Genomic DNA, 23,909 nt, shown 5'->3' with positions numbered 1-23,909 from the left:
TGGAGCCCATATATGCCTCGGCTGTGAGAAAATCGGCTGCTACCCAGGCACCACTTCACGTTTGCGGAAGAATGACTTCAGCGCGTTATAGACCTCGCTTTTCTCGCGAATGACATAGTGCATAAAGGTAGGGGTGCTAATGTTTTTATAGGCTGACATAAGCGTGCTGGAGCGGTTGTATTGATTGACTTCACCGTAGCCGAACAGATTGGAGCGCTTGAGCAGCTCGCCGATAAGCTTGACGCAGCGTTCATTATCAGATGTCAGATTGTCGCCGTCAGAGAAGTGAAAGGGATATATATTGTGCAATTCAGGCGGAAATCGACTGTCTATAATATCAAGGGCCTTCAAATAAGCCGATGAGCAGATGGTGCCGCCGCTCTCGCCACGGGTGAAGAACTCATCCTCGGTCACTTCTTTGGCCTCGGTATGATGCGCGATGAATACGATGTCCACCTTCTCATACTGATGTCTGAGGAAACGAGTCATCCAGAAGAAGAAGCTGCGCGCGACGTATTTCTCGAAGCTGCCCATGCTGCCTGAGGTATCCATCATAGCCATAATGACGGCGTTGGAATGCGGCTTGATGATCTCCTCCCATGTCTTGTAGCGCAGGTCATTCGGCGAGATGCCGTGAATGCCTGGATTGCCGCTGGTGGCATTGCGGCGCAGGTTCTCAAGAATCGTCCGCTTCTTATCGATGTTGGACATAATTCCCTTCTTGCGGATATCATTGAATCGGACCTCTGATGTTTCCAGCTGATCCTTGTCTTTCTGCTTCAGGAAGGGGAGTTCGAGCTCCTCGAAGAGCATCGTTTCGAGCTCTGCCAGGCTGATCTCGGCTTCAACGACATCGTCACCCGGCTGATCGCCGGCGCCATCTCCTTTGCCGCCCTTCTTCGCGGAAGCCGGGTCCGCGCCCAGCACATCGCCCACTTGACTATCGCCGTCACCTTGACCGACATGCTTGTTTTTATTGAAATTGTACACGAAACGAAATTCGTCAAGGCTCCGAATCGGAACCTTAATCACCTGCTTCCCGTCGGACATTACAATATTCTCCTCGGAGACAAGATCAGGCAAGTTTTGTTTGATTGCCTCCCGAACCTTCTGCTGATGTCTCTCCTGATCCTGATAGCCCTTGCGATGAAGCGACCAATCCTCGCGCGAAACTGTGTACAGCGAATCATCCATTGCGTCCATATCGTTGCACCTCCTTGTCGTTAAAGTCTCGTTGTTATTCATTGTATTCAAGTCTCTGCACGTTATGTGAGCCAAATACCGCCCGAATCTATGAATCTCATTCCTCCGAAATGAGGGTCAGTTGGTCTGAAACGGAGGATTGGACTTCACCATCACTTTTCCGTACAATAATAATTGCAAACAACAAAAAATCTGCCAGGGGCAGCATGCACCGGCAGATTGTTTATTGCAGCATAGTTTCATTCGTATATTTGGTTCAAATGCCATCTACTACTTGCGAGAACGTGCCAAGAATAAGGGACATGAGGAAGCCGACAAAGAGCAAGGCATTCAGTACGATACCGATAATGGAGAATGCTTTGCGGGTATGCTTCATGCATGCTCCAGTGATGCCGAGAATGAGTCCTACAATGCTTGCAACGACAAAGAAAAGCATGAACAGGACTGGGAAAATCATTGATTCAACGATAACCTCGGGATCTTCTATCGCCATGACGGATTCTTCTGTAGGGAATTCTCCAATAATGTCAACCATATTCACGTAGAGTATGATGATGGAGATAATAAAGCCGATAATGCTTACAATTCCCAGAATAAAGGAAGCGATTCCGAGCTTGGATTGTTTTGCGATTATTTCTGTTTCGGGTACCGGATTGAAGCTTGGTGAAGGCGGGTAGGAATCTTTGTTGAATTGTTGATCGCTCATTTCGTAAGTCTCCTTTATGTGTGGCTATGTCATGAAATATTGTAACCCATTTGTAAACCATTGGAAAGGATGAAGATGGATAATGTTATCGAAGTTCGGTTTTTTTGGCGCGATTCACGCGCTGCTTGCCGTCGCACTGGGGGCATTCGGAGCACATGCTCTCAAGGAGAGGCTTGATGCCGATATGCTGGCCGTGTTTGAAACGGGTGTTCGCTATCATATGTACCATGCGATCGGATTAGTTCTGATTGCGCTACTGGCAGATCGTCTTGGAGCGAAGCCTGCGCTGCAATGGGCAGGCAGGCTTATGCATATCGGTATTTTCTTGTTCTCCGGCAGTCTCTATGTGCTCAGTATGAGCGGAATTAAGGTGTTAGGGGCAATTACTCCGCTCGGAGGAGTGGCTTTCATAACAGCTTGGGCTTTAGCTGCTTATTGTCTGTGGAAGGCTGGCCGCCGAAGCTAGCGATAACGGCTTACGACTGATGCGAGCTCTCTAATCTGCTGCTGGAGCTTGCTCATCTCGGAGGTGATACGGCTTACGGATGCGAATTGTGAATCTGCGATGCCGGTCACCTCATTGATTTGCTGGGCAGCATGTCTGGATACAGTCTCTGTCTGCTCTACCATGGCGCTCACTTCCTCGCTGCCGGCAGACATCTCTTCAGTAGCGGCAGCCATGCCCTGCAGCTGGCTGTTCATCGTTGCTACTGACTCCGTAATTCTGGCGAAAGCATGCTCTGCAGATTGTGCCAGACTGGCTCCGCGATTGACTTCAACACTGCCAGAATGAATGCTTTCGGCCGCCAGCGAAATATGCTTGCGTACTGTGGTAACACGTTCATGAACCCTGCTTGCAGCCAGATTGGATTGCTGTGCAAGCTTGCGGACTTCCTCCGCAACGACTGCGAAGCCTCTGCCATGCTGGCCTGCGCGGGAAGCTTCTATATTCGCATTGAGCGCCAGAACATTCGTCTGTGAGGCGATCTTGCCCATCCACTCCACAATTTCCATAATTTCTTCTGAATGCTGATTCAAGTCATCCATCTGTCGAACGATCTGTTTGACGGATTCACTGGCTTGACTGATTTGCTCAACTGCCTGCTGAATGGCAATCTGCCCTTCTTCCGCATACTGGGCAGCTTCCTCCGTTTGCTGAGATACGGTGTATGTGCGGTCGTGAATATGATGAATTCCGGCTGCAATATCATTCATCGCACGCGCTCCGCTTGTCGTTCCTTGCATCTGTGCTTCCGCGCCGGCCGAGAGCGTTCTCATGGATTGAACAATCTGTTCAATGCCTGTTCTAGTCGCCTCCGTCTCACCGGACAGTATGTTTGCTGCTGACATCGTTCCTCCAGATGTGACTTCAATTTGCTTCACAATATTATGAAGGGAGGTGACAGTGGAGTGGAGCGTGTTTGTTATATAACCGATCTCATCCCTTCTGCGAAGCTCTCTGGCAGGGGCGGCAGCAGATAGAACGCCTCCGGCGACCTGCTTCATGTATACAGTTATTCTCTTCAGCGGCGCAACAATTCGCCGTTCAATAAGGATGGCGATTAACAGGATCAGAACAAGGGCTGCAGCACCCGCAAGCAGGCTTAGCCGCTGCAGCTCAGAAGAAACCTCAGAGCTTACGCTCAGCTCGCGCGCGATAGAGAGCAGGCCAATCGGCTCGCCAGCCCAACCAAGAACAGGCGTCATTAATACACTATAGGATCGCCCCTTGAGCTGTATGTTATTCTGATGAGCGACCTCAGATTTACTGTCCATCGCCTTCGCATAGATGGTTGAGACTGCCTGCTCATCCTTAGGGAAATCTTCTGCAGGCTGTACCCAGCCCTTATGTTCTCCAAGCTCTGTATAGAATCCGACGCCGACGCCAACGGTTCCCGAGATTGTGGACATCGCGAGCTCATCAAGAAGCCGTCCAAAGATGAGCACACCCGTAGAAGGAAGCGTATTGTCTTCATCCGTTACCTTGGAAGCTGCAATAAAGGCAACTCCTTTGGAGGTAGGGAGCAGGCCAGTGAAATCACCCTTGCTGCTCGTATATTCAATGATGCCGGTATTCGCAATGGATTCCTTGAACTCGCTGAAATCTCCGCTGTGGCCAAGGACCTTGCCCTTATTGTCAGCTGTTATGACGAAATCGATATTCGGCACAATATCTACGGCTGAGCTTATATTTTCTGCGATCCAATCCGTGTTCTGCTGCTCAATTGCTTCGCGATAATCCTCCCAGCGGGAATTGGTGATTGTAACGTCCATCACATGAGAGGATAGAATGGAAAGCATGCCATGAGCCGCTGTAGAGGCGTCTTGGGTAGCTTTATCATCAAGCGTAGTCATCCGATCGCTGATCGTAGTGAAATAATAGATCCCGATCCCGCAAATAGGTGCAAGAAGAACAAGAATGATGATGGCAATAAGCTGTGTGCGTATGGCTGACAAGGGATTTAGTCGCATTTGTGGAGTGACACCTCTCATATTATAGTATCAAATACCCAGATTATCCTCTCATTTTGACAGTTTATGACGATATTTTCAATGACAATATTGAGCTGCGTATAGATAATAAACAAATAATAAACAAAATCATATATCCATATTTGGCCAGTATCGTTTATAATAGATACACATGTGGGTTTAGACTTGAGTAAGGGAAGGAAGATGACGCGTGGCTGTAAATGCAGCGATATCTCCGAATGGTCAAGAGCAAAAAAAAGATGAAAGCGTTCTCAAATTGTGGATAGCTGCTTTTTTTCTTGGGTTTTCGGCAGTATTATGGGTGGGAATTTCCCACTGGTGGCTTTCTTCTACTGTCTATTGGTGGAATGCTACGATAACGATATTGGTTGCATTGGTTACTATTCTCGGTTTTATTGTTCCTTCTATTGTTCGTTCCAGTCGTGCTGTTTCAAGGGACATACATACTCCTATCGTAGAGGCGCTGATTCGATATAATCCGATTGCGCTGACCGTGCTCAACCGGTCTGGTCAAATTATCGACATTAATGATTCTGCAAGCCAAATGCTGGGGTATGAGCGCACTCAGTTAATCGGCGAGTCCTTTCTTCCGTTGGTGGAGGCAGAATCCCGTCAAGGAATCTTTCAGAAACTCGAACAAACCTTGCAAGGGGAGAAGCAGGATGCAACGCTGCAGGTGCTGCACCGATCCGGTTATTCTTTTGACATCCAGATCGTATCGGCGCCGCTTTACCAGAATCATGAGATGATTGGCGCAATGCTGATCAGCAATGACATGAGCGACCGCAAACGCAATTTGGAACGAATTCGCTATATGGCTTATTACGATGATATGACGGGTCTTCCAAATCGCAGGTCGTTCATGATGCATTTGAGTGAAAGTTTGGAGAGCTCTCAAGTGAACGGCAACATCATCGCAGTGCTCTACGTGGATGTGGATCGATTCAAGCTTATCAATGCTTCCTTCGGGAGAGAATTCGGAGACATGCTCCTCCTGCAGCTTGCAGAACGGTTAACGCGCGGCTTGGCAGAGCATGATGTTGTCGCTCGAATGGAAGGCGATGAATTCGCGCTGTTGTATCGCAACGGGGGCTCTGAGAGTGAAGTGTTGTCCAAGACGAAGAAAATTCTAAGTATTCTGGAGGACCCCTTCGAGCTGCAGGGTGTTCCGCTGCATGTGACGGTCAGTATTGGCGTTTCGATAAATAATGTGCCCAGTGATGATGCCGGTATTTTGATTAAGAAAGCGGATATGGCGCTCGGCAAGGTAAAGGATAGCGGCAAGAATGATTGCCTGCTCTATTCTGAATCGTGGGACAACAGCTCGCTGGAACGGTTGACGCTCCAGCATGAATTGAAGCGTGCTATTCAGCGGGATGAATTCGTACTTCATTACCAGCCGCAATATCATTTGGGAACTGGGGAAATTGTTGGAGTCGAAGCGCTAATAAGATGGCAGCATCCTGAACGCGGACTCGTGCCTCCAGGGCTTTTTATTCCTCAGGCCGAAGAGAGCGGCATTATTATGCAGATCGGAGATTGGGTGCTGGAGGAGGCTTGCCGCCAGAATAAGGCTTGGCAGGAGGCGGGGCTTCGTCATATCCCTGTTTCCGTAAACCTGTCGATTCGGCAATTCCTTCAACAGAATTTAACGGAAAAGGTATCAGATATTCTTAATCGCACCGGACTGAAGGCAGAATATTTGGATCTGGAAATAACTGAAACGATGACGATGGATGTCAAGCACGCTTCAAGGTGCTTGCTTGAACTGACGAAGCTTGGCATCAATATTAGCATTGATGATTTCGGAACGGGATACAGCTCATTCCACTATTTGAAGACACTTCCGATTGGACGATTGAAGATCGACCGTTCTTTCGTGAGAGACATTCAGCAGGATCCTGGCGATGCCGCGATTGTAGCAGCTATTATTGCAATGGCTCATAATCTCAATCTTCAGGTCATTGCGGAAGGTGTGGAGAATGAAGTGCAGATGCAATTTCTGCAGAAGCATCTGTGCGACGAAATGCAGGGCTATCTCTGGAGTCCCCCTGTAACGGGAGGCAAGATTTCAGCTTTGCTCCAATAGAGGTTATGGAACCATTGCAGCATGAAAAAGTGGCTGAACAGGGAGTCGTTTAATGATTTTAGAGCCCTCACTAAGCCCCCTATATGAGATGAAAAAGATGCTTCCAACCCCACTTCTATCTTCTATAGTGGTTTTGGCGGCATCTTTTCAGTTGTCATGATATGTATGGAGTGCGGGTCGTCGAAGCTGGAGACTGTTGTAAGCGGAAAAATCCTGCTTACAGCTAGCAAAAAGTGCGCGATCCTTCGTATAAGCAGGAAAAATCGTTTTACAGCGCGAGCGAGCGAATGAAACGGGCTTCGATAGAGACGATAAGCAGACAAAAACCGCTTACAGCTAGCAAAAAAGTGCGCGATCCTTCGTATAAGCGGAAAAATCGGCTTACAGCGCGAACGAGCGAGTGAAACGGGCTTCGGTAGGATCCGCTTTAAACGACAAGGCTGTCCCCGTATTAGTAGAAATCTACTTTTAGTAGAAATCTACTTTCGGGGACAGCCTCATTTGTTGCTGCTAATTAAGCAGAAGATCATCGATCTCATTAAGTGTGAACGTATAGACCTGCTTCTCATCCACATGATAGACAGTCAGCATTCCATTCTTGTCTTCAAAGTTAATAACGCGGCAAGGGATGCTAAGCTTGATCCCGAAGCCTTTGTTGACCGTCAGTCGTATTAACCGGTTCTCAGCAATACAGAGTTTAATGCTATCTGTAATAAGAGGGGGTTCAATTGCAGGAGCAGCGGCTGCTTTAGCCTTAGCAACTGCAGCAGGCACGGAAGGCTTGTCAGCCGAGAGAATCTCATCCTTCTTTGCGGTGCGAGGCTTGTCTGCAGACGGTTTCACGGTTGCTTGTGTCTCTTCTAAAGCAGTAATAAGCTGGCCCAGCTGAACGCCCGAAATAATTCGGAAGTCAGCTAATTGACATTGATTCAACGCATGAAGCAAACGCTCCAATGCAATTGCATTGGATTCGCCATGAACAAGCAGGTCGACGTTGAATAAGAAAGCTGGTTGTTCATTGCTGTCTTTATCTGTTCTCATAATGCCTCCGTCACAAACTAAATATATATTTATCATACCATTAATGGAGCGAATAATGTAGTGCTTTTGGTCTAAAAAGCGCAGAATTTCGCGAATGGTGTCGTGCGGCGCAAGTAACCGTTGCAGCCATTCGGCATATAGTGAATAAGCGATTGCTGGCGTCAGCTGCTTACTGGCGTCAGTGGTAATGTAAGCCTATATACAAATCCTGATATCGGTCTTTTGCTTCATGTAAAAGGAGGTGGTCCTAGATGATGCGAATGGTCCCCATATTGCTGTGCGGAGGCATAACGGTACTGGGTGTCGAGGTCAAGCTGCCTAAGACGACACTGCTTGCAATATCAACGGATAGAGGCTATATTATGTGCGGCGCTCTGGATGTGGCTCTATTGAATGAGCGGCTTAAAGACAGGGGAATCGTGGCAGCCCGTGCTGTAGGGGTGCGCACATTGGAGGAACTGATGGAGGCGCCGATGGAATCAGTTACTGGAGCAGCTGAAACGCTTGGCATAACAATTGGCATGAAAGGCACAGATGCGCTTCGCCTGATGCTATAGAACGATAAACAGATTGAAGGTTTGACGGCATGGGCACTTGTTGAAGCTGCCCATGCCGTCAAACCCTTGTTGTGTTAACATTACAAATCAAACAGTTTCTTCAGGTTGGCATTGAAAGGCGGATAGATAACGCCTTTCTCGGTAATTATTGCAGTTACATATTCATTCGGCGTAACATCGAAGGCCGGATTATATACTTTGACGCCTTTAGGGGCTGTTCGTTTGCCAAAGCCCTCGGTAATTTCCTCGGCATCCCGTTCTTCGATCGGAATTTGATCGCCGTCAGGGGTGTTCAGATCGATGGTGGACATCGGACAAGCGACATAGAAGGGAATGTGATGCGCCTTTGCCAGGACCGCTACACTGTAGGTGCCGATTTTGTTGGCTACGTCCCCGTTAGCCGCTACTCGGTCCGTTCCGACGATTACGGCATTGACCCAGCCCTTATTCATGACCGCGCCAGCCATATTATCGCAAATAAGCGTTACATCAACGCCAGCCTGCTGAAGCTCGAAGGCGGTAAGCCGTGCGCCTTGAAGCACAGGCCGCGTTTCGTCGGCAAATACGCGAAGGGATATCCCGCGTTCCTGAGCCAAATAGAATGGCGCTAATGCCGTGCCGTATTTGGCTGTAGCAAGGCCGCCTGCGTTGCAATGGGTAAGGACGCCCATTCCATCCTCGAACAAGGTAAGCGCATGCTCTCCGATCAGGCGGCAGGTTTCTTCATCCTCGCTCTGAATCGCGATGGCTTCATTCAGCAGCGCTTGCTTGCAGCCCGAATGTGACAGACCGTCAGCTGCGAATTGCGCACCGCGTGCTTTCATCCGATCAAGCGCCCAGAACAGATTAACCGCTGTAGGACGCGAGGTAGCCAATCGTTCAGCCGATTCATTAACGGCCTCAAGCCACTGCTCCACGTCGCTCTCCACATTGCGGCTTCCCAGCACAACGCCATAGGCGGCGGCAATGCCTATTGCCGGAGCGCCTCTGACCTTGAGATGGCGAATTGCCTCCCAGACGTCTTCGACCGTTACGAGCGGCAAGTAGACGATCTGTTCCGGCAAGAGACGCTGATCGAGCAGATCTAGCTGCTCGCCAGCCCAAATGACTGATTGTAGTCCTTTATGTTCATTCGACATAATAGTTATTCCTCTCGTTATTTCTTCGCTGAAGCTGTCGTTGTCTTCACAGTGTCAATTAGTTGATGAATAGACTGGGCATTTCGGTTCAGCTTAATAAGCGACTTGCCGATTGCGAGAGTCAGACGCTGCGCGCGTTCACGAGCCGCAGTATCCGGAATGCTGTCTATCTCTGCTACATGCGCCAGTCCAACAATGCGGCGAATCATCTTGCAGCCTGTATAACCTATCGTATCCTGCAGCAGGCGGCGCAAATAATCATCCTTGTATCCAGGCGCAGCAGAAGCAAGTCTGTCAACGCCATGCTGGTCCCATAGAGCACGGAATTTGGCTTCGAATTGCGTCCATATTTCCGCTATCGTTGACAGCAGATACGCTCTAAACGCTTCTCTCGCCGGTTCATCGGCATCCCAATGGATGCGGCTGGCGAAACTGGTCAGCAGATTGGCAATGATCGCGCCAATATCAAAGCCCATTGGTCCAAAGTATGCGAACTCGGGGTCGATGACTTTGGTTGATTCCGGAGTAATGAAGATGCTCCCTGTGTGCAGATCGCCATGAAGCAATGCTTGCGCATGTGTCAAAAACTTCTCGCGCAGCAGCGCTACTTCTAGCTGGAGAGCGCCATCGCTCCATAGTGCTTCCGCCTCGTCGCGAATCGCTTCGTCGAAGCTGTTCGTATCTGCATCGGTGTAGGGATGATCGAAGATGAGATCCTCCGTTATTTTGCAGAGCTCAGGATTAATGAAATCACGCAGGCGAATTTTTTTGTCCTGCTGGTTCATGCCCAGATCAGAGGTGAAGAATAGTGATTGTGCAAGGAAGGTGGAGATATGCCCGGCAAACAGTGGATAACGGCCGCCCTCTATAAGCCCGCGGCGCATGATGACATGGTCGCTCAGATCCTCCATAATCGTCAGTGCAAGGCTCGGATCGTAGCTGTAAACGTTTGGAACTAACCCTGGGGCAAGCTTGCCCTCCTGAATGAGCGCTTCGCTTTCAATACGCGCGCGATCAAGGGTAAGCGGCCATGATTCGCCGACTACTTTCGCATAAGGCAGGGCTTGCTTCATAATGATGCTGCTGCCGCTGACAGAATCCGAAATATGAAAAACAAGATTCAAGTTGCCATCGCCGATTTCACGGCAGTTAAGCTCTGCACCCGCCGGGAAGACATTCTTCATAGTGCGGGCGATTTCAATTGCTTCTGTTTCGTTTAATGGATGATAAGCAGACATAACTTGTCCACCTCCGAGTTTTATATTAAGAAGGCCCTTTATTCGCATAGTCGAACCACAAATAAGTATAGCGAATATTTTTTCGCGTTGGAATACCTACATTTGTTATAATAGAGGGAGTGATTGCAGAGAGAACCTGCAGACTTCTTCTAACCAGGGTTATCCCCAAGGCGGAAGAGTCTTCAAGATAGAGATTATTAAGGAGGCTGAGCCTATGGAGGATTCTAATTATTCACTGCCAGTGGCGCTCAAGGAGTGGGCGGTAGCTGTTAAAGCGCTGTCTGAGGGAAAGCAGATCATGGTGCTGCGCAAAGGCGGCATTGCTGAGGAAACTCGCGACTTCCAGCTTCTGAGCCCGAGCTTCTATCTGCTGCCTGCTTTCGAGCATCAGAAGCCGGAGCTTCTGAAGGAGGCTTATCGGAGCGGCGTTGAAGAGACGATTGCGCAATGGAGGCAGCATTCCGATACGGTCCGCATAAGCGCATATGCAGAGGTGGCTGAGGATATTGAGATTCGTGATCAGGAGACGCTCGACAGCCTTCGTGATTACCATATCTGGACAGACAGCTTTGCCGAGGAACGACTGAAATGGAAACGGACGAAACCTCTTCATCTGCTGCTGCTGCGCGTCTTTCTGCTGGATGAGCCAGTGAATATTCCGATGCGCGATGCCTATATGGGCTGCAAGTCATGGGTGACGCTTGAGGGCGTCCCGCAGGAAGCGCCATCCAAGCCAGTACTTGAAGACATGGCGTTTAACGAGCAAATCCTGCTAATTAAAGAGAAAATTGGCCTTTAAGAGGGCTGTAGGGCGGTCAAATGCCTCTTGCATTGTTGATTTATAAAAGGACTTATAATAAAATGATTATTGAGAATCAATGAGAATCATTTTAGAATAAATATAAATGAGAGTACGCCGCTTACAGGCATCTCACTATTGGAGGGATATGTTCACAATGGCAACACAGTTTAAGATCGACGGCCTGAAGGCTACGATAGAAGGCAAAGAAATTCTGAAGGGCATCAACCTTGAAATTAAGGGCGGGGAAATCCATGCCATCATGGGACCTAACGGTACAGGTAAAAGTACGCTAGCATCTGCGCTCATGGGGCATCCTAAATATGAAGTAACAGCTGGCGAAGTGACGCTGGACGGCGAAGATGTGCTGGATATGGCTGTCGATGAGCGCGCGCGCGCGGGCCTGTTCCTTGCTATGCAGTATCCGAGTGAAATTACAGGCGTTACGAATTCCGACTTTCTGCGCAGCGCGATCAACGCTCGCCGCGAAGAAGGCAGCGAAATCTCGCTGATCAAGTTCATTCGCCAAATGGAGAGCAAGATGAAAGAGCTTGAGATGAACCCTGAATTTGCTCACCGCTATTTGAATGAAGGCTTCTCCGGCGGCGAGAAGAAGCGGAACGAAATTCTTCAAATGATGATGATCGATCCTAAGGTTGTCGTACTTGACGAGATTGACTCCGGTCTTGATATCGATGCACTCAAAATCGTTGCTAACGGTGTGAACAGCATGCGTTCCGAGGACCGCGGCTTCCTGATTATTACTCACTATCAACGGCTGCTTGATTACGTTAAGCCAGACTTCGTGCATGTTATGATGCAAGGACGCATCGTGAAATCCGGCGGTCCTGAGCTGGCTGAGCGTCTGGAGAGCGAAGGGTATGATTGGGTTAAAGAAGAACTGGGCATCGTAGACGAGACGGTCGGCCAGGCTTGAGCGGAGGAGGAGTATCGAATATGACGACACAATTATCGACTCCGGTGAACCGCCAGACGACCGAGGCTCTATCCCTGACCAAGGGCGAGCCGACCTGGTTGGCCGCACTGAGAGCTAAAGGCGCAGATCTGGCTGAGACGCTGGAATGGCCCAAACCGGAGAAAGTACGTATTGACCGCTGGAATTTGACGGCACTGGGCAGCAGCAAGCCTCAGCAGGAGATTCAATCGATTGCTGAACTGCCGGAAGCGCTTCGTGAACTGTCAGGCGATGCGCCTGCAGGATTTGTAGTACAGCGCAACTCTGCAGCGGTGTTCAAGCAATTGTCGCCTGAGCTGCAGGCGAAGGGCGTGATCTTCACTGATCTGGAGACGGCTGCCCGCGAGCATGCTGATCTGGTTCAGAAGTATCTGTTCCAGGCCGTTGCGCAGGATGAGAACAAGCTCACTGCGATTCATTCCGCGATCTGGAACGGAGGAGTATTCCTATACGTTCCTCGGAACGTGGAGGTGGAGCTGCCGCTTCAAGCCCTGTTCTACAGTGATGATGCATCGGCAACCTTCGCGCCTCGTGTGCTTGTTGTCGCTGACAACAATAGCCGAGTAACGTATGTGGATAATGTTGTTACTGCTTATGGAGAGACAGGACAGCCTCTAGCGAAGCAGTCTATTGTTGAAGTTATTGTGAAGCCGGGCGCAACAGTTCGTTATGCAACTGTACATCATATGGCTGACAACATTATCGACCTTTCAATTCGCCGTGCCATCATTGAGAATGATGGTCGAATGGAGTGGATTGTCGGCGATCTGACGGATGGTCATGTGCTGTCCGACACGCAATCCTATCTCAAAGGCAACGGGTCGAATTCCGATGCCAAGGCGATCAGCATCGGCAGGAACGCTCAGCAAATGAGCTTGACGACTGGCGCGGTGCATTTCGGACGCAGCTCTGAGAGCAACATGGTAACCCGTGCAGTAATGAAGGATTCAGCAACAGCGATCATTAACGGCATTACCAAAATCGAGAAGGGCGCAACCAAAGCGAACGGCGTGCAGGTGGAGAAAGTGCTTATGCTCAGTCCGAAGTCGCGCGGAGACGCCAACCCGATTCTCCTTATAGATGAAGACGATGTGAAAGCCGGTCATGCGGCTAGCGTTGGACAAGTGAATCCTGATCAGGTTTACTACCTGATGTCTCGGGGTATCTCTAAGCAGGACGCGGAGCGATTGATTATTCACGGGTTCTTGGCACCAGTCGTATCGGAAATTCCGATTGAGGCTGTGCAGCAACAACTTCAGCGTCTGCTTGAAAGGAAGCTGGAAGGATGAACATGCAGTTAATCAGGGAGCAATTCCCGATACTGCATCAAGATATTAATGGGCATCCGCTCATTTATTTGGACAGCGCGGCGACTTCCCAGAAGCCGCGCTCCGTCATTGATGCGGTGAAACGATATTATGAGTGGGACAATGCCAATGTACACCGCGGCGTACACACGCTCGGTTCCCGCGCCACTGACGCATACGAGGGCGCTCGGGAGAAGGTAGCCAAGTTTATTCATGCGGCTAGCACGCAAGAGATCATTTTCACACGAGGGACTACAGCCTCGCTTAATCTTGTAGCAAGCAGCTATGCGCGAGCAGTATGCGGCGAGGGTGATGAGATCGTCATTACGCCGATGGAGCATCACGCTAATCTAATACCGTGGCAGCAGGTCGTCAAGGCGACCGGCGCGACACTGAAATACATCCCGATGCAGCCAGATGGCACAATTACGATTGAGGATGTTGAGAAGACGATTACGAATCGTACAAAGATCGTATCTGTCACGCATGTCTCCAATGTTCTGGGTACTATCAATCCGATTAAGGAGATTACGGCAATCGCTCATCGCCACGGTGCTGTCATGGTAGTGGACGGTGCGCAGAGCGCTCCGCATATGAAGGTTGATGTGCAGGATCTTGATTGTGATTTCTATGCGTTCTCAGGTCATAAAATGTGCGCTCCGACAGGAATTGGCGTTCTGTATGGCAAGAAAGCGCTGCTGGAGTCCATGGAGCCTATTGAATTCGGCGGGGAAATGATTGATCATGTTGATCTGACCGATGCGACATGGAAGGAGCTTCCCTGGAAGTTCGAAGGCGGAACGCCGATTATTGCAGGTGCTGTAGGTCTTGGCGCAGCGATAGATTTTCTGACGGAGATCGGTCTGGATGTCATCGAGGAGCATGAGCACAAGCTGTCAGCCTATGCTTATGACCGATTGCTCACGCTGGATGATATTACGATCTATGGACCTGTACAGAATCGTTCAGGGCTCGTAACCTTCAATCTCGGTGATGTTCATCCGCATGATGTGGCAACGGTTCTGGATACGAAGGGAGTTGCTGTTCGTGCCGGACATCATTGCTGCCAGCCGCTGATGCGCTGGTTGAATGTAAGCTCCACGGCACGCGCCAGCTTCTATCTCTACAATACCGAAGAGGACGTTGATCGTCTTGTTGACGCCCTCAAGCAGACAGGGGAGTTCTTCGGTCATGCAATTGGATGATTTGTACCGCAGAGTTATAATGGATCATTATAAGAACCCGCGCAATCAAGGAACGCTTGATGAAGAGGCGGTAACCGTCAACCTGAACAATCCGACTTGCGGAGACCGCATTCAACTGCAAATGCAGTTGGAGGACGGAATCGTGAAGCAAGCGAAGTTCTCAGGTGAAGGCTGTTCCATCAGCCTGTCGTCGGCTTCCATGATGACTGAAGCAGTGAAGGGCAAATCTTACGATGAGGCACTCGCACTTGCTGATAAGTTCTCCGAATTCATCAAGGGAGAAGATGTGGAGTTCGAGGAGTTAGAGGATATTGAGGCGTTGTCAGGGGTAAGCAAATTCCCAGCACGCATTAAATGTGCTACACTTGCTTGGAATGCACTGCGCAAGGGCATTGAGCACGACAACAACAATAATAACAAGTAACCTTTCTTATAGAATGTTGAAGCGCGTCACGACGCGTATTATGATGGGAGGCTTATACAATGGCTAAGGAAATGCCCGATTTAGAAGATTACAAATATGGCTTTCGCGATGAGCATAAGGCGATATTCCAATCCGGCAAAGGTTTGACGGAGGAGATCGTTCGTACGATATCCGAAATGAAGAATGAGCCGGAATGGATGCTTAACTTCCGTTTGAAGTCGTTGGAGCAGTTCAGAAAAATGCCGATGCCTCGCTGGGGCGGCAACATGGACGATCTGGATTTCGAGGACATTCAGTATTATGTGAAACCGTCCGAGGGACAAGGAAAGACGTGGGAGGAAGTGCCTGCGGAGATTAAGGAAACCTTCGATAAGCTCGGTATTCCAGAAGCAGAGCAGAAGTTCCTTGCAGGCGTCTCGGCGCAGTATGAATCCGAGGTTGTCTACCACAGCATGCAGGAGGATCTGGAGAAGCAGGGCGTTATCTTCACGGATACGGATACTGCGCTTCGCGAGCATCCTGAAATTTTTAAAGAGTATTTCGGCACGATCATTCCGCCTGCGGACAACAAGTTCGCTGCACTGAACAGTGCTGTATGGTCGGGAGGAAGCTTTATCTATGTTCCTAAAGGTGTGAAGTGCGAAATTCCGCTGCAAGCCTATTTCCGCATTAACTCCGAGAACATGGGACAATTTGAGCGTACGCTCATTATCGCTGACGAGGACAGCTTCGTACACTACGTAGAAGGCTGCACAGCGCCGATCTACAGCACGAACTCGCTGCATAGCGCAGTCGTTGAGATACTGTGTAAGAAGAACGCTCGCGTTCGTTACACGACGATTCAGAACTGGGCGCCGAATATTTACAACCTCGTGACGAAGCGTGCTGTTGCTGAAGAGAACGCGACGATGGAGTGGGTTGACGGCAATATCGGCTCCAAGCTGACGATGAAGTACCCAGCGGTTGTATTGAAGGGCCGCGGCGCCAAAGGCATGGTGTTGTCCATCGCAGTTGCAGGCAAAGGACAGCATCAGGATGCAGGGGCCAAAATGATTCACCTTGCGCCGGATACAACCTCGACGATCGTATCGAAATCGATCAGCAAGCATGGCGGCAAAGTAACCTATCGCGGTCTGGCTTCCTTCGGCCGTAATTCCGAAGGCTCCAAAGCGAATATCAAATGTGATACACTCATTCTTGATAATCAATCGACTTCGGATACGATTCCGTATAATGAAATTATGAACGACAATATTACGCTTGAGCATGAAGCTACTGTATCCAAGGTGTCCGAGGATCAGCTCTTCTATCTGATGAGCCGTGGTCTGACAGAGGCCGAAGCGACGCAAATGATCGTAATGGGCTTCATCGAGCCATTCACGAAGGAGCTTCCAATGGAATATGCCGTTGAGATGAACCGCCTCATTAAGTTCGAAATGGAAGGCAGTATCGGTTAATAGTTAATTCAGATGATGCGTGTCCGAGTTTTCGGACACGCATTTTTGACATATTGGAGAGTGTGAATGCCATATGAGGGATTGTGCGGTGCTGAGACGTTAAGCGTTCAAAACCCGCTTACAGCTGCTGGAATGCGTGGGAATTGTCCGTGTAAGCGTGAAAAATCGTCTTACAATGCGAGCGAGCGTGTGAAAGTGGCGAAGATGGAGGCTTTAAGCGTTCAAAACCCGCTTACAGCTGCTGGAATGCGTGGGAATCGTCGTGTAAGCGTGAAAAATCGTCTTACAGTTCGAACGAGCGCGTAAAAGTGGAGAAGATGGAGACACCCGCTTGCAGCTGCCGGAAGTGGAGAGCTGCGGATTGCATACGGATTGTATTGCAGCGCTGTGTACGGGCGTGCAAGCTTAAAATTGCAGATATATAACGGTTTCGTGATCGGGTCGTCTGCGAGAAATGGTGGAGGGAGCATAATGAAAAAGGCACTCCCAGTAATTGTGATGGTTATGATAACTGTAATCTTGCATCTGGTCTTTTATGATTTCTTCGTCGGGCAAGGATTGTCCAGAAAAGCGGCAACTCTAATTCCTGTGCTGCCGTTAGCGGGCTATCTTTGCGGTTATTTTGTTGGGCGGCTGCGCTATTTTCAAACAAAGGATAAGGGATAGTGTCAGAAAGAATAAAGTTCTAGACTGACGATGCTTCATTAAGCTAAACGGGCAGAATAATGGAATATTCAATATTGCGTTATAATAAATCATTTTGGAATATGGAGGAGCTTTTATGACAGTAGGATCACAGAACGATATTGATGGTCTGAAGGAAATTGGCAAAATCGTTGCATTGACGATTAATGAAATGAAAAGTCACGCACGTGTCGGAATTACGACAAAGGAATTAGATGATATTGGAGGACAGTTTTTGAAAAGGCATGGGGCTGTGCCTGCACCTAAGTCAATTTACAATTTCCCCGGCAACACTTGTATTAGTGTTAACCAAGAAGTTGCCCACGGAATACCCGGAAATCGAATCATTCAACCGGGCGATTTGGTAAATATCGATGTTTCGGCAGAACTGGGAGGCTATTATGCGGACGCGGGGCATTCTTTTCCGATATATCCATACAAGCCATCATTAATGCGTCTGTGTCAATACACTCACAATACGATGATGAAAGTAATCTCATCACTTAAGCATGGAGTAAAATTGAATGAAGTCGGAAGGATTATTGAAAGCGAGGCTAAAAAAGGCGGCTATAATGTCATTAAGAATCTGTGCAGCCACGGTGTTGGGAAATCCCTGCATGAGGCCCCGACAGAGATTCTACCGGTTTATAACAAGCACGATAAGCGGGTATTGAAAGAGGGTGTGGTCATTACAATTGAGCCCTTTTTATCTACTGGCGCAGGGTATGTCGTTGATCCAACTGACGGATGGACTTTATGTGTACCCGATAATAGCTTTGTGGCACAGCATGAGCACACCATTATCATTACAAAGAATCAGCCAATTATCGTGACCGCAGTTTAGAGCATCATCAGAATGAATCCGTGCTATCGGAGCACGTAAGTTCAATAAAGCAGCGACAGTTATGATTTTATTTTTTCGTCCTGGGCTGTCGGATATCGGGACGGGGACGGGACCAATACTGTTCATATGGCAAGAACAAAGAAACTCCGAAATCGGACTCGTAAGAGCCGGTTCCGGAGTTTTTCTCACATGTAGACGTGTTTGACTTCGAGCGAGCGATCCACAGCCAGATCAATGAACTCATCGTTGATCTGGACAAGCGGTCTGAAAAACTCTGAAGGATGTGTCATAATGATGATTCCTGATTCGCCAGACTGCAGCTCGACCTGCTTGCCAATAAAATTGGGAATCATATGCTTGATGAATGTATGGGTTGTAAAAGGATCAAGCTCATTGAAGCTCATCCGATGCAGCTCCTTGAGTACGAACAATAAATCGCGTTTCTCCTGGTAGACCCGGGAGGAAATCATGGCACTGTAAACGTCGGCCACGGCTACAATTTTGGACACCGGATGCATCTGCTCGCCATTGATGCTGTGCGGATAGCCGGTTCCATCGATTCGCTCGTGATGCTGAAGGGCAACAGTTGCCTGAATGGAATCGCCAAAGGAGCGTTTAATAATTTCATAGCCGAAGATGGTGTGCTGCTTGATTAGTCCGAATTCCTCTTCGGATAATCGCTCCGGCTTGTTCAGAATGTCATCTTCGATCTGGCATTTGCCAATGTCATGCAGGAAGCCGGCTTGACCTATCACTATAGCCTGCTTCTCGTCATAACCAAGCCAAGTGGCTAAGTAATAGGACAGCATTCCGACCTGAACAGAGTGCTGGTAGGTATAATCATCCTTCGTATTCAATAGAAGCAGCATGGATACAACGTCGCGTTCCATTCGAAAGTTATCTACGAGCGGCTGAAAGGTTTCCACTACATCATCCATAACAACGCTTCCATTTTGCAGCGCATCAATAAATAATTGCTCGCAGCCCTTGACCGCTGCATCGTAAATCGGTTCTACCGTTGGAAGCCATTTGGGACTTAAGCCGGATTCCAATGTTCGAGCGGCTGTAGCAGCAGTCATTTCTACTCTGTCATCAATATCAATATAATCGATCTGATGCTGATATAATTTTGAAATTTCTCTGGAATAAAGCTCTGTTCCTTCGGAAAGGACGTGTAGGCCGTATGAGTTGAATGCATCCTTGCTCAATCGATCGCCATCTCTTAATTCGGTCACATGTACCCTCATAATTCACCTCAAAGTAACTTTTTTCCTATATTAATATTAAGCTTATGGTAGCAACAAAAGTGAAAATTGGCAATAAGGGCATATTGAAAAACCGAATAAAAACGATTTATTCTAATTTAATAGGCAAAAAGACCTATACGATTGGCGAAGTTATGGGATGTCGCCATTGTTTTTTACTTTGTGACACTTATTTTGTAAGGGAGTGGTAAGAGGGATCTGCCAGTCATATTCCGTAAATTTCATTATAAATGCGTTTGGCGAGCATGAGATCCTCTGTCCCTTGAATGAGCGCTCTGCCATCGGGAAATAAGACGACTACTGTATTGTTATCGCGATGAAATCGAAGCAGGAAAGGGTTGCGCTGCACTTCACCGATCGAAGACAACCGGACAGCAAGCTCATCCAAGGAAACATGTGTCGCCTGTCCTCGGGAGATCTGAATGGTCTGGCGTCCGCATAAGGAGGCAGCAACGAGCTCCTGCTCGTCTTGCTCCAGATAGGCATAGGTGGAGCCTTCGCCGCATGCCGGACAATGGGCGCGCTTCGATTGGCCAATCTTTAGGGGTGTCCACTGGTGATTCCACAGATCAATCTGCAGCAGTGTCCGATGCAAGGCATCGATGTTGCCGCTCAGCAGCTTCAGCGCTTCAGTCGCTTGAATGGAAGCGACGAGATCGACAGCTGGAGCAATAACGCCAGCTGTCTCGCAGGTATCGGCAGCTCCTGCTTCCATGGAAGCAGGGAACAGACAGCGGAAGCAGGGCGTACGATGTGGCAGGATCGTCATTGTCATGCCAGAAGCGCCTACAACACCGCCATATATCCAAGGGATATTCAGCTTTAGGCTGGTGTCGTTAATTAAATAGCGGACCATAAAATTGTCGGAGCCGTCAATAATGAGATCGGCATCGCCAAGCAGAGCTTCGGCATTCGATGATGACAGCTCGGCGACAACAGGCTCTATCGTAATGGAGCTGTTGATGCTGCCCAGATGCGCGGCAGCGGCAGCAGCCTTGGGAAGGGTGAGGCGCACATCCTCTTCGGTATAGAGCACCTGTCGCTGGAGGTTGCTCCACTCCAGTACATCACGATCGATAAGGCGAAGCCTGCCAACCCCCGCACGGGCGAGATGCTGCGCGGAGACGGAGCCAAGCGCTCCCATGCCTACAATAGCGACGCTGCTGCCGATAAGCTTCTCTTGTCCGGTCATGCCGATTGGCGCGAATCGGATCTGCCGTGAATAACGTTCTTTGTCCTTATCTTTCATGTCGCAGCTTCCTTTCACTGGGCAGGCGGAGCTACCGGATTCCATGGTCCTTGCTGATGGCCCTTCCATTCCGAGCCGTCCTCCCATATTTCCTTCTTCCATATAGGAACGATTTGTTTGAGACGTTCAATTGCGTAGCGGCTGGCTTCATAGCAAGCATCGCGATGCGGGGCAGAGACGGCTATGACGACGCTGATCTCTGCAATATCAACCTGACCGATGCGATGCGCAATCGCACAAAGCGCGCCAGGCCATCGCTCTGCTATTTCGTCGCCGATCTGCTGCAGCGTCTTGAGAGCCATCGGGACATAGGCTTCGTAGTCCAGCCGTACGGTTCGCTGATTATGCGTCCATTCCCTCGTCGTCCCGGTAAAGGTAAGCGCAGCTCCATGCTCGGCCACAATAACATTGGCGGTAACTGCCTCCACAGACAGCGGCTCTGCTGTGATCATGTATCGAGCGCCAGCGGCTGGCGCCGTATGGCGCTCTTCTGAGGCTTCCTCGCCGCCGGACACGGGCGGCAGCAGGGCAAGCTCATCGCTGGCCGACACGTTATCCTCGTCAGAGGCGTAGGTTTGATTGCAGGCGACGAAGGATACGCTAATTAACGCCTCGTGAGCGGGATAGGCGGCGATCAGCTCTTTTTTGAGGGAGGAAACGGTCATATGGTCATGCTCGGTTTCCAAAATTATGGAAGCGGTATTGAACCTCTCTGCAAGGCCAGCGAACAATTCAATATTCCATTGTATGGTCATGTTAGAAAACCTCTCATATCTTCGTGATTATCGTCTATATAGAATACCATAAACGATGTAAAAATGTTATGCTAGATGGATAGAGGGAAGGGAGCGAGGAACCATGTCAGTTTTAACGGATCGATTCGGGCGTGTACATGATTATTTGCGAATTTCCGTCACGGATCGCTGCAACCTAAGATGCTTGTATTGTATGCCTGAAGAAGGCGTTGAATTTGCTCCATCTTCCGATTTGCTAAGCTATGACCATATAGTTGAGGTTGTTTCCGTCGCCGCTTCGCTAGGCATTACGAAGCTCCGCATTACGGGGGGAGAGCCGCTTGTTCGTCCGAATTTGGACATGCTGATCAAGCGTTTGGCGGCTATTGACGGCATTCAAGATATAGCGCTGACAACGAATGGCGTGCTTCTGGCTGCTCAGGCGGAGGCGCTTCGCGCAGCAGGCGTCAATCGGGTCAATATCAGTTTGGACACGCTGGACCCGACCCGCTTCCGTTTCATTGCGAGACGGGGCGATCTCAATCGGGTTATGGAGGGGATTGAGGCTGCGGCCCGTGTCGGATTTGCGCCGATCAAGCTTAATTGTGTACTATTAAAAGGTGTGAACGAGGACGAGATTGCGTCATTTCTGCAAATGGCGAAGGATCAGCCGCTCCACGTTCGTTTTATTGAATATATGCCGATCGGCCATGCGGATGAGAATTGGCGAAATCATTACTTGCCCTTGTCGCGCGTGCTGGAAATCGCGGAGGAGCAGAAGCTGCAATTTATACGCAAGGACGGTATAATCGGCAATGGCCCGTCTGAGGATTATATGATTACGGACGGTGTCGGCTCATTCGGATTGATTCACCCGATAAGCGATCATTTCTGCCAGCAATGCAATCGGCTTCGACTGACGGCTGATGGCGGGCTGAAGCCTTGTCTCTATTGGGTGGATGAATTGAACGTCAAGTCCTCGCTGAACGATCCTGCGGCATTGCGGGAGCTGTTTATGAGAGCGATGGATATAAAGCCGCTCAATCATGAGATGGCGGCCAAGCTTGCGAATACGGAGCTGAGCCACGAGCCGACCGCCAGACGGATGTCTCAAATCGGCGGATAGTTTGTTTGTATCGGGAGGAGCGGTCACCGCTATGTTGCCAAACGCAATTATGATTCACCATTATGGGATGGAGCCAATAGAAACAACACCAGAGGAGATGGCCGCAATTGCTGGCCGTCTGTTTCCTCTCTCTGAGGTCATACAGGATGGGGCAGGAGAGGCATTTGATCTCCTTGCCTGGTATTCGGCTTGGCGCAACAGGAATGGAATCGGCGACGAGGTTCCGCTGCCGAGCCATCTTCAGGTGGAGGCTGCGGATACGTTCGAGGCTGTTATTCCGTGGGAGCAGCTTGGGGATAGCGCAGTCCAATACCGGGTAGACGATGCGCCGCTTGCAAAGAACGGCCCCATTCGTTTGTATGTGCCCAATGGGTCGAGCGACTGCTTGAATGTGAAGCGTGTGATCGCCTGTCGCTTTGTTAATAAGGAAGAGAACCGCGGCGAAGCTTCGTATGGATTCAAGAATACTTTCTCTCCGCAAGAAATGCGCTTAAAGCGTTAATCCCTCATAACCGTGGAGGCTAAGATGATAGAAAAGTCTATGGGGGCTCCTGAAGTCGTATTGCTTCACAGCAACGATATTCATAGCCGCCTGGAGCAGGCGGCAAGAATGGCAACCTATATTGCAGAAACGCGGCGCACGTACGGCGGCGATCATGTACTGACTGTGGATATAGGCGATCATATGGACCGGATGCGGATCGAGACGGAAGGCAGTGACGGCCTCGTTAATGTCGAGCTGCTTAACGCTGCCGGTTACGAGGTTGTCACGATCGGCAATAACGAAGGACTGACCTTTACACCGCAGCAGCTGTGTGAGGCTTACAAGCGCGCCTCCTTCGCAACGGTGTGCGCCAATATGCTTCAAGCAGACGAGGGAGAATTGCCCCCTTGGCTGCTGGCTCATCAGGTTATTCGCAAAGGACGACTTCGCATCGCTCTAATCGGCGTGACCGCTGCCTTTGCAGAATTCTACAGGCTGCTCGGCTGGGACGTGCGCGACCCTCTTGCGACCGTAGCGGAGCAAGTAAAGCTCCTTCGGCCGCTTGCGGACGTGATTGTTGTCATGTCGCATCTTGGTATTGTGCTGGACCGGAGAATGGCGGGAGAGATTGACGGCATTGATCTTATTCTTGGCGGGCATACCCATCATCTGCTGATGGAGCCCGAGGTTATTGGCACAACGCATATTTGCGCAGCAGGGAAGTTCGGGGACTATATCGGGCGCGTGGAGATCCGCATGGATGAGAGCGCCGCGCGCCCGTTGTTCGCTGTCTCATGCGTGCCTATGGCCGCCTATGAGGAGCAGCCCGAAGCCGCCGCGATTATCAGCGGCTTCAAGGAGGCGGCGCAGCGCCGCCTCAGCCGGGTGG

23 protein-coding genes are annotated in these 23,909 nt (G+C 49.7%); 14 read left to right on the top strand and 9 right to left on the bottom strand.

Going from position 1 to position 23,909, the window contains the following annotated elements:
* Positions 1 to 39: 39 nt before the first annotated feature.
* Both yhbH and L6H65_RS06715 read right to left on the bottom strand, forming a co-directional pair.
* Positions 40 to 1,194 (bottom strand): sporulation protein YhbH, encoded by a 1,155-nt coding sequence (gene yhbH / locus L6H65_RS06720; protein WP_236339903.1) that lies wholly within the window; start codon positions 1,192 to 1,194, stop codon positions 40 to 42.
* A 265-nt stretch (positions 1,195 to 1,459) separates the two neighbouring features.
* Complete coding sequence (locus L6H65_RS06715) at positions 1,460 to 1,909, bottom strand: hypothetical protein (protein WP_236339737.1); 450 nt, start codon at positions 1,907 to 1,909, stop codon at positions 1,460 to 1,462.
* Between the two features lie 82 nt (positions 1,910 to 1,991).
* Here L6H65_RS06715 and L6H65_RS06710 point away from each other — a divergent pair, with 82 nt between their 5' ends.
* Entirely contained in the window at positions 1,992 to 2,375 is a 384-nt protein-coding gene (locus L6H65_RS06710) for a DUF423 domain-containing protein (RefSeq protein ID WP_236339736.1), read from the top strand.
* Here L6H65_RS06710 and L6H65_RS06705 read toward each other — a convergent pair.
* Positions 2,372 to 4,381, bottom strand: a complete 2,010-nt coding sequence (locus tag L6H65_RS06705; protein WP_236339735.1) for a methyl-accepting chemotaxis protein — start codon at positions 4,379 to 4,381, stop codon at positions 2,372 to 2,374. The two genes, L6H65_RS06710 and L6H65_RS06705, sit on opposite strands and share 4 nt — an antisense overlap.
* Before the next feature lie 211 nt (positions 4,382 to 4,592).
* On the opposite strand from L6H65_RS06705, the gene L6H65_RS06700 reads away from it, so the two are divergent.
* Positions 4,593 to 6,491: a putative bifunctional diguanylate cyclase/phosphodiesterase gene (locus L6H65_RS06700; protein WP_236339734.1), complete on the top strand. Its 1,899-nt coding sequence runs from the start codon at positions 4,593 to 4,595 to the stop codon at positions 6,489 to 6,491.
* A gap of 510 nt (positions 6,492 to 7,001) precedes the next feature.
* Here L6H65_RS06700 and L6H65_RS06695 read toward each other — a convergent pair.
* The gene (locus tag L6H65_RS06695; RefSeq protein ID WP_236339733.1) at positions 7,002 to 7,532 is read right to left on the bottom strand and encodes a hypothetical protein; all 531 of its coding nucleotides are present in this window, start codon (positions 7,530 to 7,532) and stop codon (positions 7,002 to 7,004) included.
* A gap of 251 nt (positions 7,533 to 7,783) precedes the next feature.
* On the opposite strand from L6H65_RS06695, the gene L6H65_RS06690 reads away from it, so the two are divergent.
* A complete protein-coding gene (locus L6H65_RS06690) occupies positions 7,784 to 8,089 on the top strand; it encodes a YunC family protein (RefSeq protein WP_236339732.1) in 306 nt (101 codons plus the stop codon).
* A gap of 80 nt (positions 8,090 to 8,169) precedes the next feature.
* Here the strand turns inward: L6H65_RS06690 and mtnA are convergent, their stop codons facing one another.
* Both mtnA and mtnK read right to left on the bottom strand, forming a co-directional pair.
* A complete protein-coding gene (gene mtnA, locus L6H65_RS06685) occupies positions 8,170 to 9,228 on the bottom strand; it encodes an S-methyl-5-thioribose-1-phosphate isomerase (RefSeq protein ID WP_236339731.1) in 1,059 nt (352 codons plus the stop codon).
* Positions 9,229 to 9,245: 17 nt separating this feature from the next.
* Positions 9,246 to 10,466, bottom strand: coding sequence for an S-methyl-5-thioribose kinase (mtnK, locus tag L6H65_RS06680; protein WP_236339730.1), 1,221 nt, complete (start codon positions 10,464 to 10,466; stop codon positions 9,246 to 9,248).
* Between the two features lie 214 nt (positions 10,467 to 10,680).
* On the opposite strand from mtnK, the gene L6H65_RS06675 reads away from it, so the two are divergent.
* The 8 genes from L6H65_RS06675 to map all read left to right on the top strand — a co-directional run bounded on the left by L6H65_RS06675 (position 10,681) and on the right by map (position 18,162).
* Positions 10,681 to 11,265 carry a DUF1802 family protein gene (locus L6H65_RS06675; protein WP_236339729.1) on the top strand — a complete coding sequence of 195 codons (585 nt, stop codon included), beginning with the start codon at positions 10,681 to 10,683 and terminating at the stop codon, positions 11,263 to 11,265.
* 157 nt (positions 11,266 to 11,422) lie between these two features.
* Entirely contained in the window at positions 11,423 to 12,202 is a 780-nt protein-coding gene (gene sufC, locus L6H65_RS06670) for a Fe-S cluster assembly ATPase SufC (RefSeq protein ID WP_236339728.1), read from the top strand.
* Between the two features lie 20 nt (positions 12,203 to 12,222).
* A complete protein-coding gene (gene sufD, locus L6H65_RS06665) occupies positions 12,223 to 13,530 on the top strand; it encodes a Fe-S cluster assembly protein SufD (protein ID WP_236339727.1) in 1,308 nt (435 codons plus the stop codon).
* Entirely contained in the window at positions 13,527 to 14,753 is a 1,227-nt protein-coding gene (locus tag L6H65_RS06660; RefSeq protein WP_236339726.1) for a cysteine desulfurase, read from the top strand. The genes sufD and L6H65_RS06660 overlap by 4 nt, the downstream gene beginning before the upstream one ends.
* Positions 14,740 to 15,177, top strand: a complete 438-nt coding sequence (sufU, locus tag L6H65_RS06655) for a Fe-S cluster assembly sulfur transfer protein SufU (protein WP_236339725.1) — start codon at positions 14,740 to 14,742, stop codon at positions 15,175 to 15,177. The genes L6H65_RS06660 and sufU overlap by 14 nt, the downstream gene beginning before the upstream one ends.
* Before the next feature lie 59 nt (positions 15,178 to 15,236).
* Positions 15,237 to 16,634, top strand: coding sequence for a Fe-S cluster assembly protein SufB (gene sufB, locus L6H65_RS06650; RefSeq protein WP_236339724.1), 1,398 nt, complete (start codon positions 15,237 to 15,239; stop codon positions 16,632 to 16,634).
* Positions 16,635 to 17,105: 471 nt separating this feature from the next.
* Positions 17,106 to 17,300, top strand: coding sequence for a hypothetical protein (locus L6H65_RS06645; protein WP_236339723.1), 195 nt, complete (start codon positions 17,106 to 17,108; stop codon positions 17,298 to 17,300).
* A gap of 115 nt (positions 17,301 to 17,415) precedes the next feature.
* Positions 17,416 to 18,162 carry a type I methionyl aminopeptidase gene (gene map / locus L6H65_RS06640; protein ID WP_236339722.1) on the top strand — a complete coding sequence of 249 codons (747 nt, stop codon included), beginning with the start codon at positions 17,416 to 17,418 and terminating at the stop codon, positions 18,160 to 18,162.
* A gap of 185 nt (positions 18,163 to 18,347) precedes the next feature.
* Here map and L6H65_RS06635 read toward each other — a convergent pair whose 3' ends face one another.
* From L6H65_RS06635 to L6H65_RS06625, 3 genes are all read right to left on the bottom strand, one after another.
* Positions 18,348 to 19,397, bottom strand: a complete 1,050-nt coding sequence (locus L6H65_RS06635) for an HD-GYP domain-containing protein (protein WP_307728308.1) — start codon at positions 19,395 to 19,397, stop codon at positions 18,348 to 18,350.
* A gap of 235 nt (positions 19,398 to 19,632) precedes the next feature.
* The gene (locus L6H65_RS06630; RefSeq protein ID WP_236339720.1) at positions 19,633 to 20,676 is read right to left on the bottom strand and encodes a ThiF family adenylyltransferase; all 1,044 of its coding nucleotides are present in this window, start codon (positions 20,674 to 20,676) and stop codon (positions 19,633 to 19,635) included.
* Between the two features lie 14 nt (positions 20,677 to 20,690).
* The gene (locus L6H65_RS06625; RefSeq protein ID WP_236339719.1) at positions 20,691 to 21,431 is read right to left on the bottom strand and encodes a molybdenum cofactor biosynthesis protein; all 741 of its coding nucleotides are present in this window, start codon (positions 21,429 to 21,431) and stop codon (positions 20,691 to 20,693) included.
* 103 nt (positions 21,432 to 21,534) lie between these two features.
* On the opposite strand from L6H65_RS06625, the gene moaA reads away from it, so the two are divergent.
* The 3 genes from moaA to L6H65_RS06610 all read left to right on the top strand — a co-directional run.
* Positions 21,535 to 22,536: a GTP 3',8-cyclase MoaA gene (gene moaA / locus L6H65_RS06620; protein ID WP_236339718.1), complete on the top strand. Its 1,002-nt coding sequence runs from the start codon at positions 21,535 to 21,537 to the stop codon at positions 22,534 to 22,536.
* Positions 22,537 to 22,567: 31 nt separating this feature from the next.
* Positions 22,568 to 23,038: a hypothetical protein gene (locus tag L6H65_RS06615; RefSeq protein WP_236339717.1), complete on the top strand. Its 471-nt coding sequence runs from the start codon at positions 22,568 to 22,570 to the stop codon at positions 23,036 to 23,038.
* A gap of 24 nt (positions 23,039 to 23,062) precedes the next feature.
* Positions 23,063 to 23,909: bifunctional metallophosphatase/5'-nucleotidase (locus tag L6H65_RS06610; protein WP_236339716.1), on the top strand; the 847-nt coding region annotated here is incomplete at its 3' end.

This window comes from Paenibacillus plantiphilus (assembly GCF_927798095.1).
Classification (GTDB): domain Bacteria; phylum Bacillota; class Bacilli; order Paenibacillales; family Paenibacillaceae; genus Paenibacillus_Z; species Paenibacillus_Z plantiphilus.
This window is presented reverse-complemented; position numbering and strand designations above follow the sequence as displayed.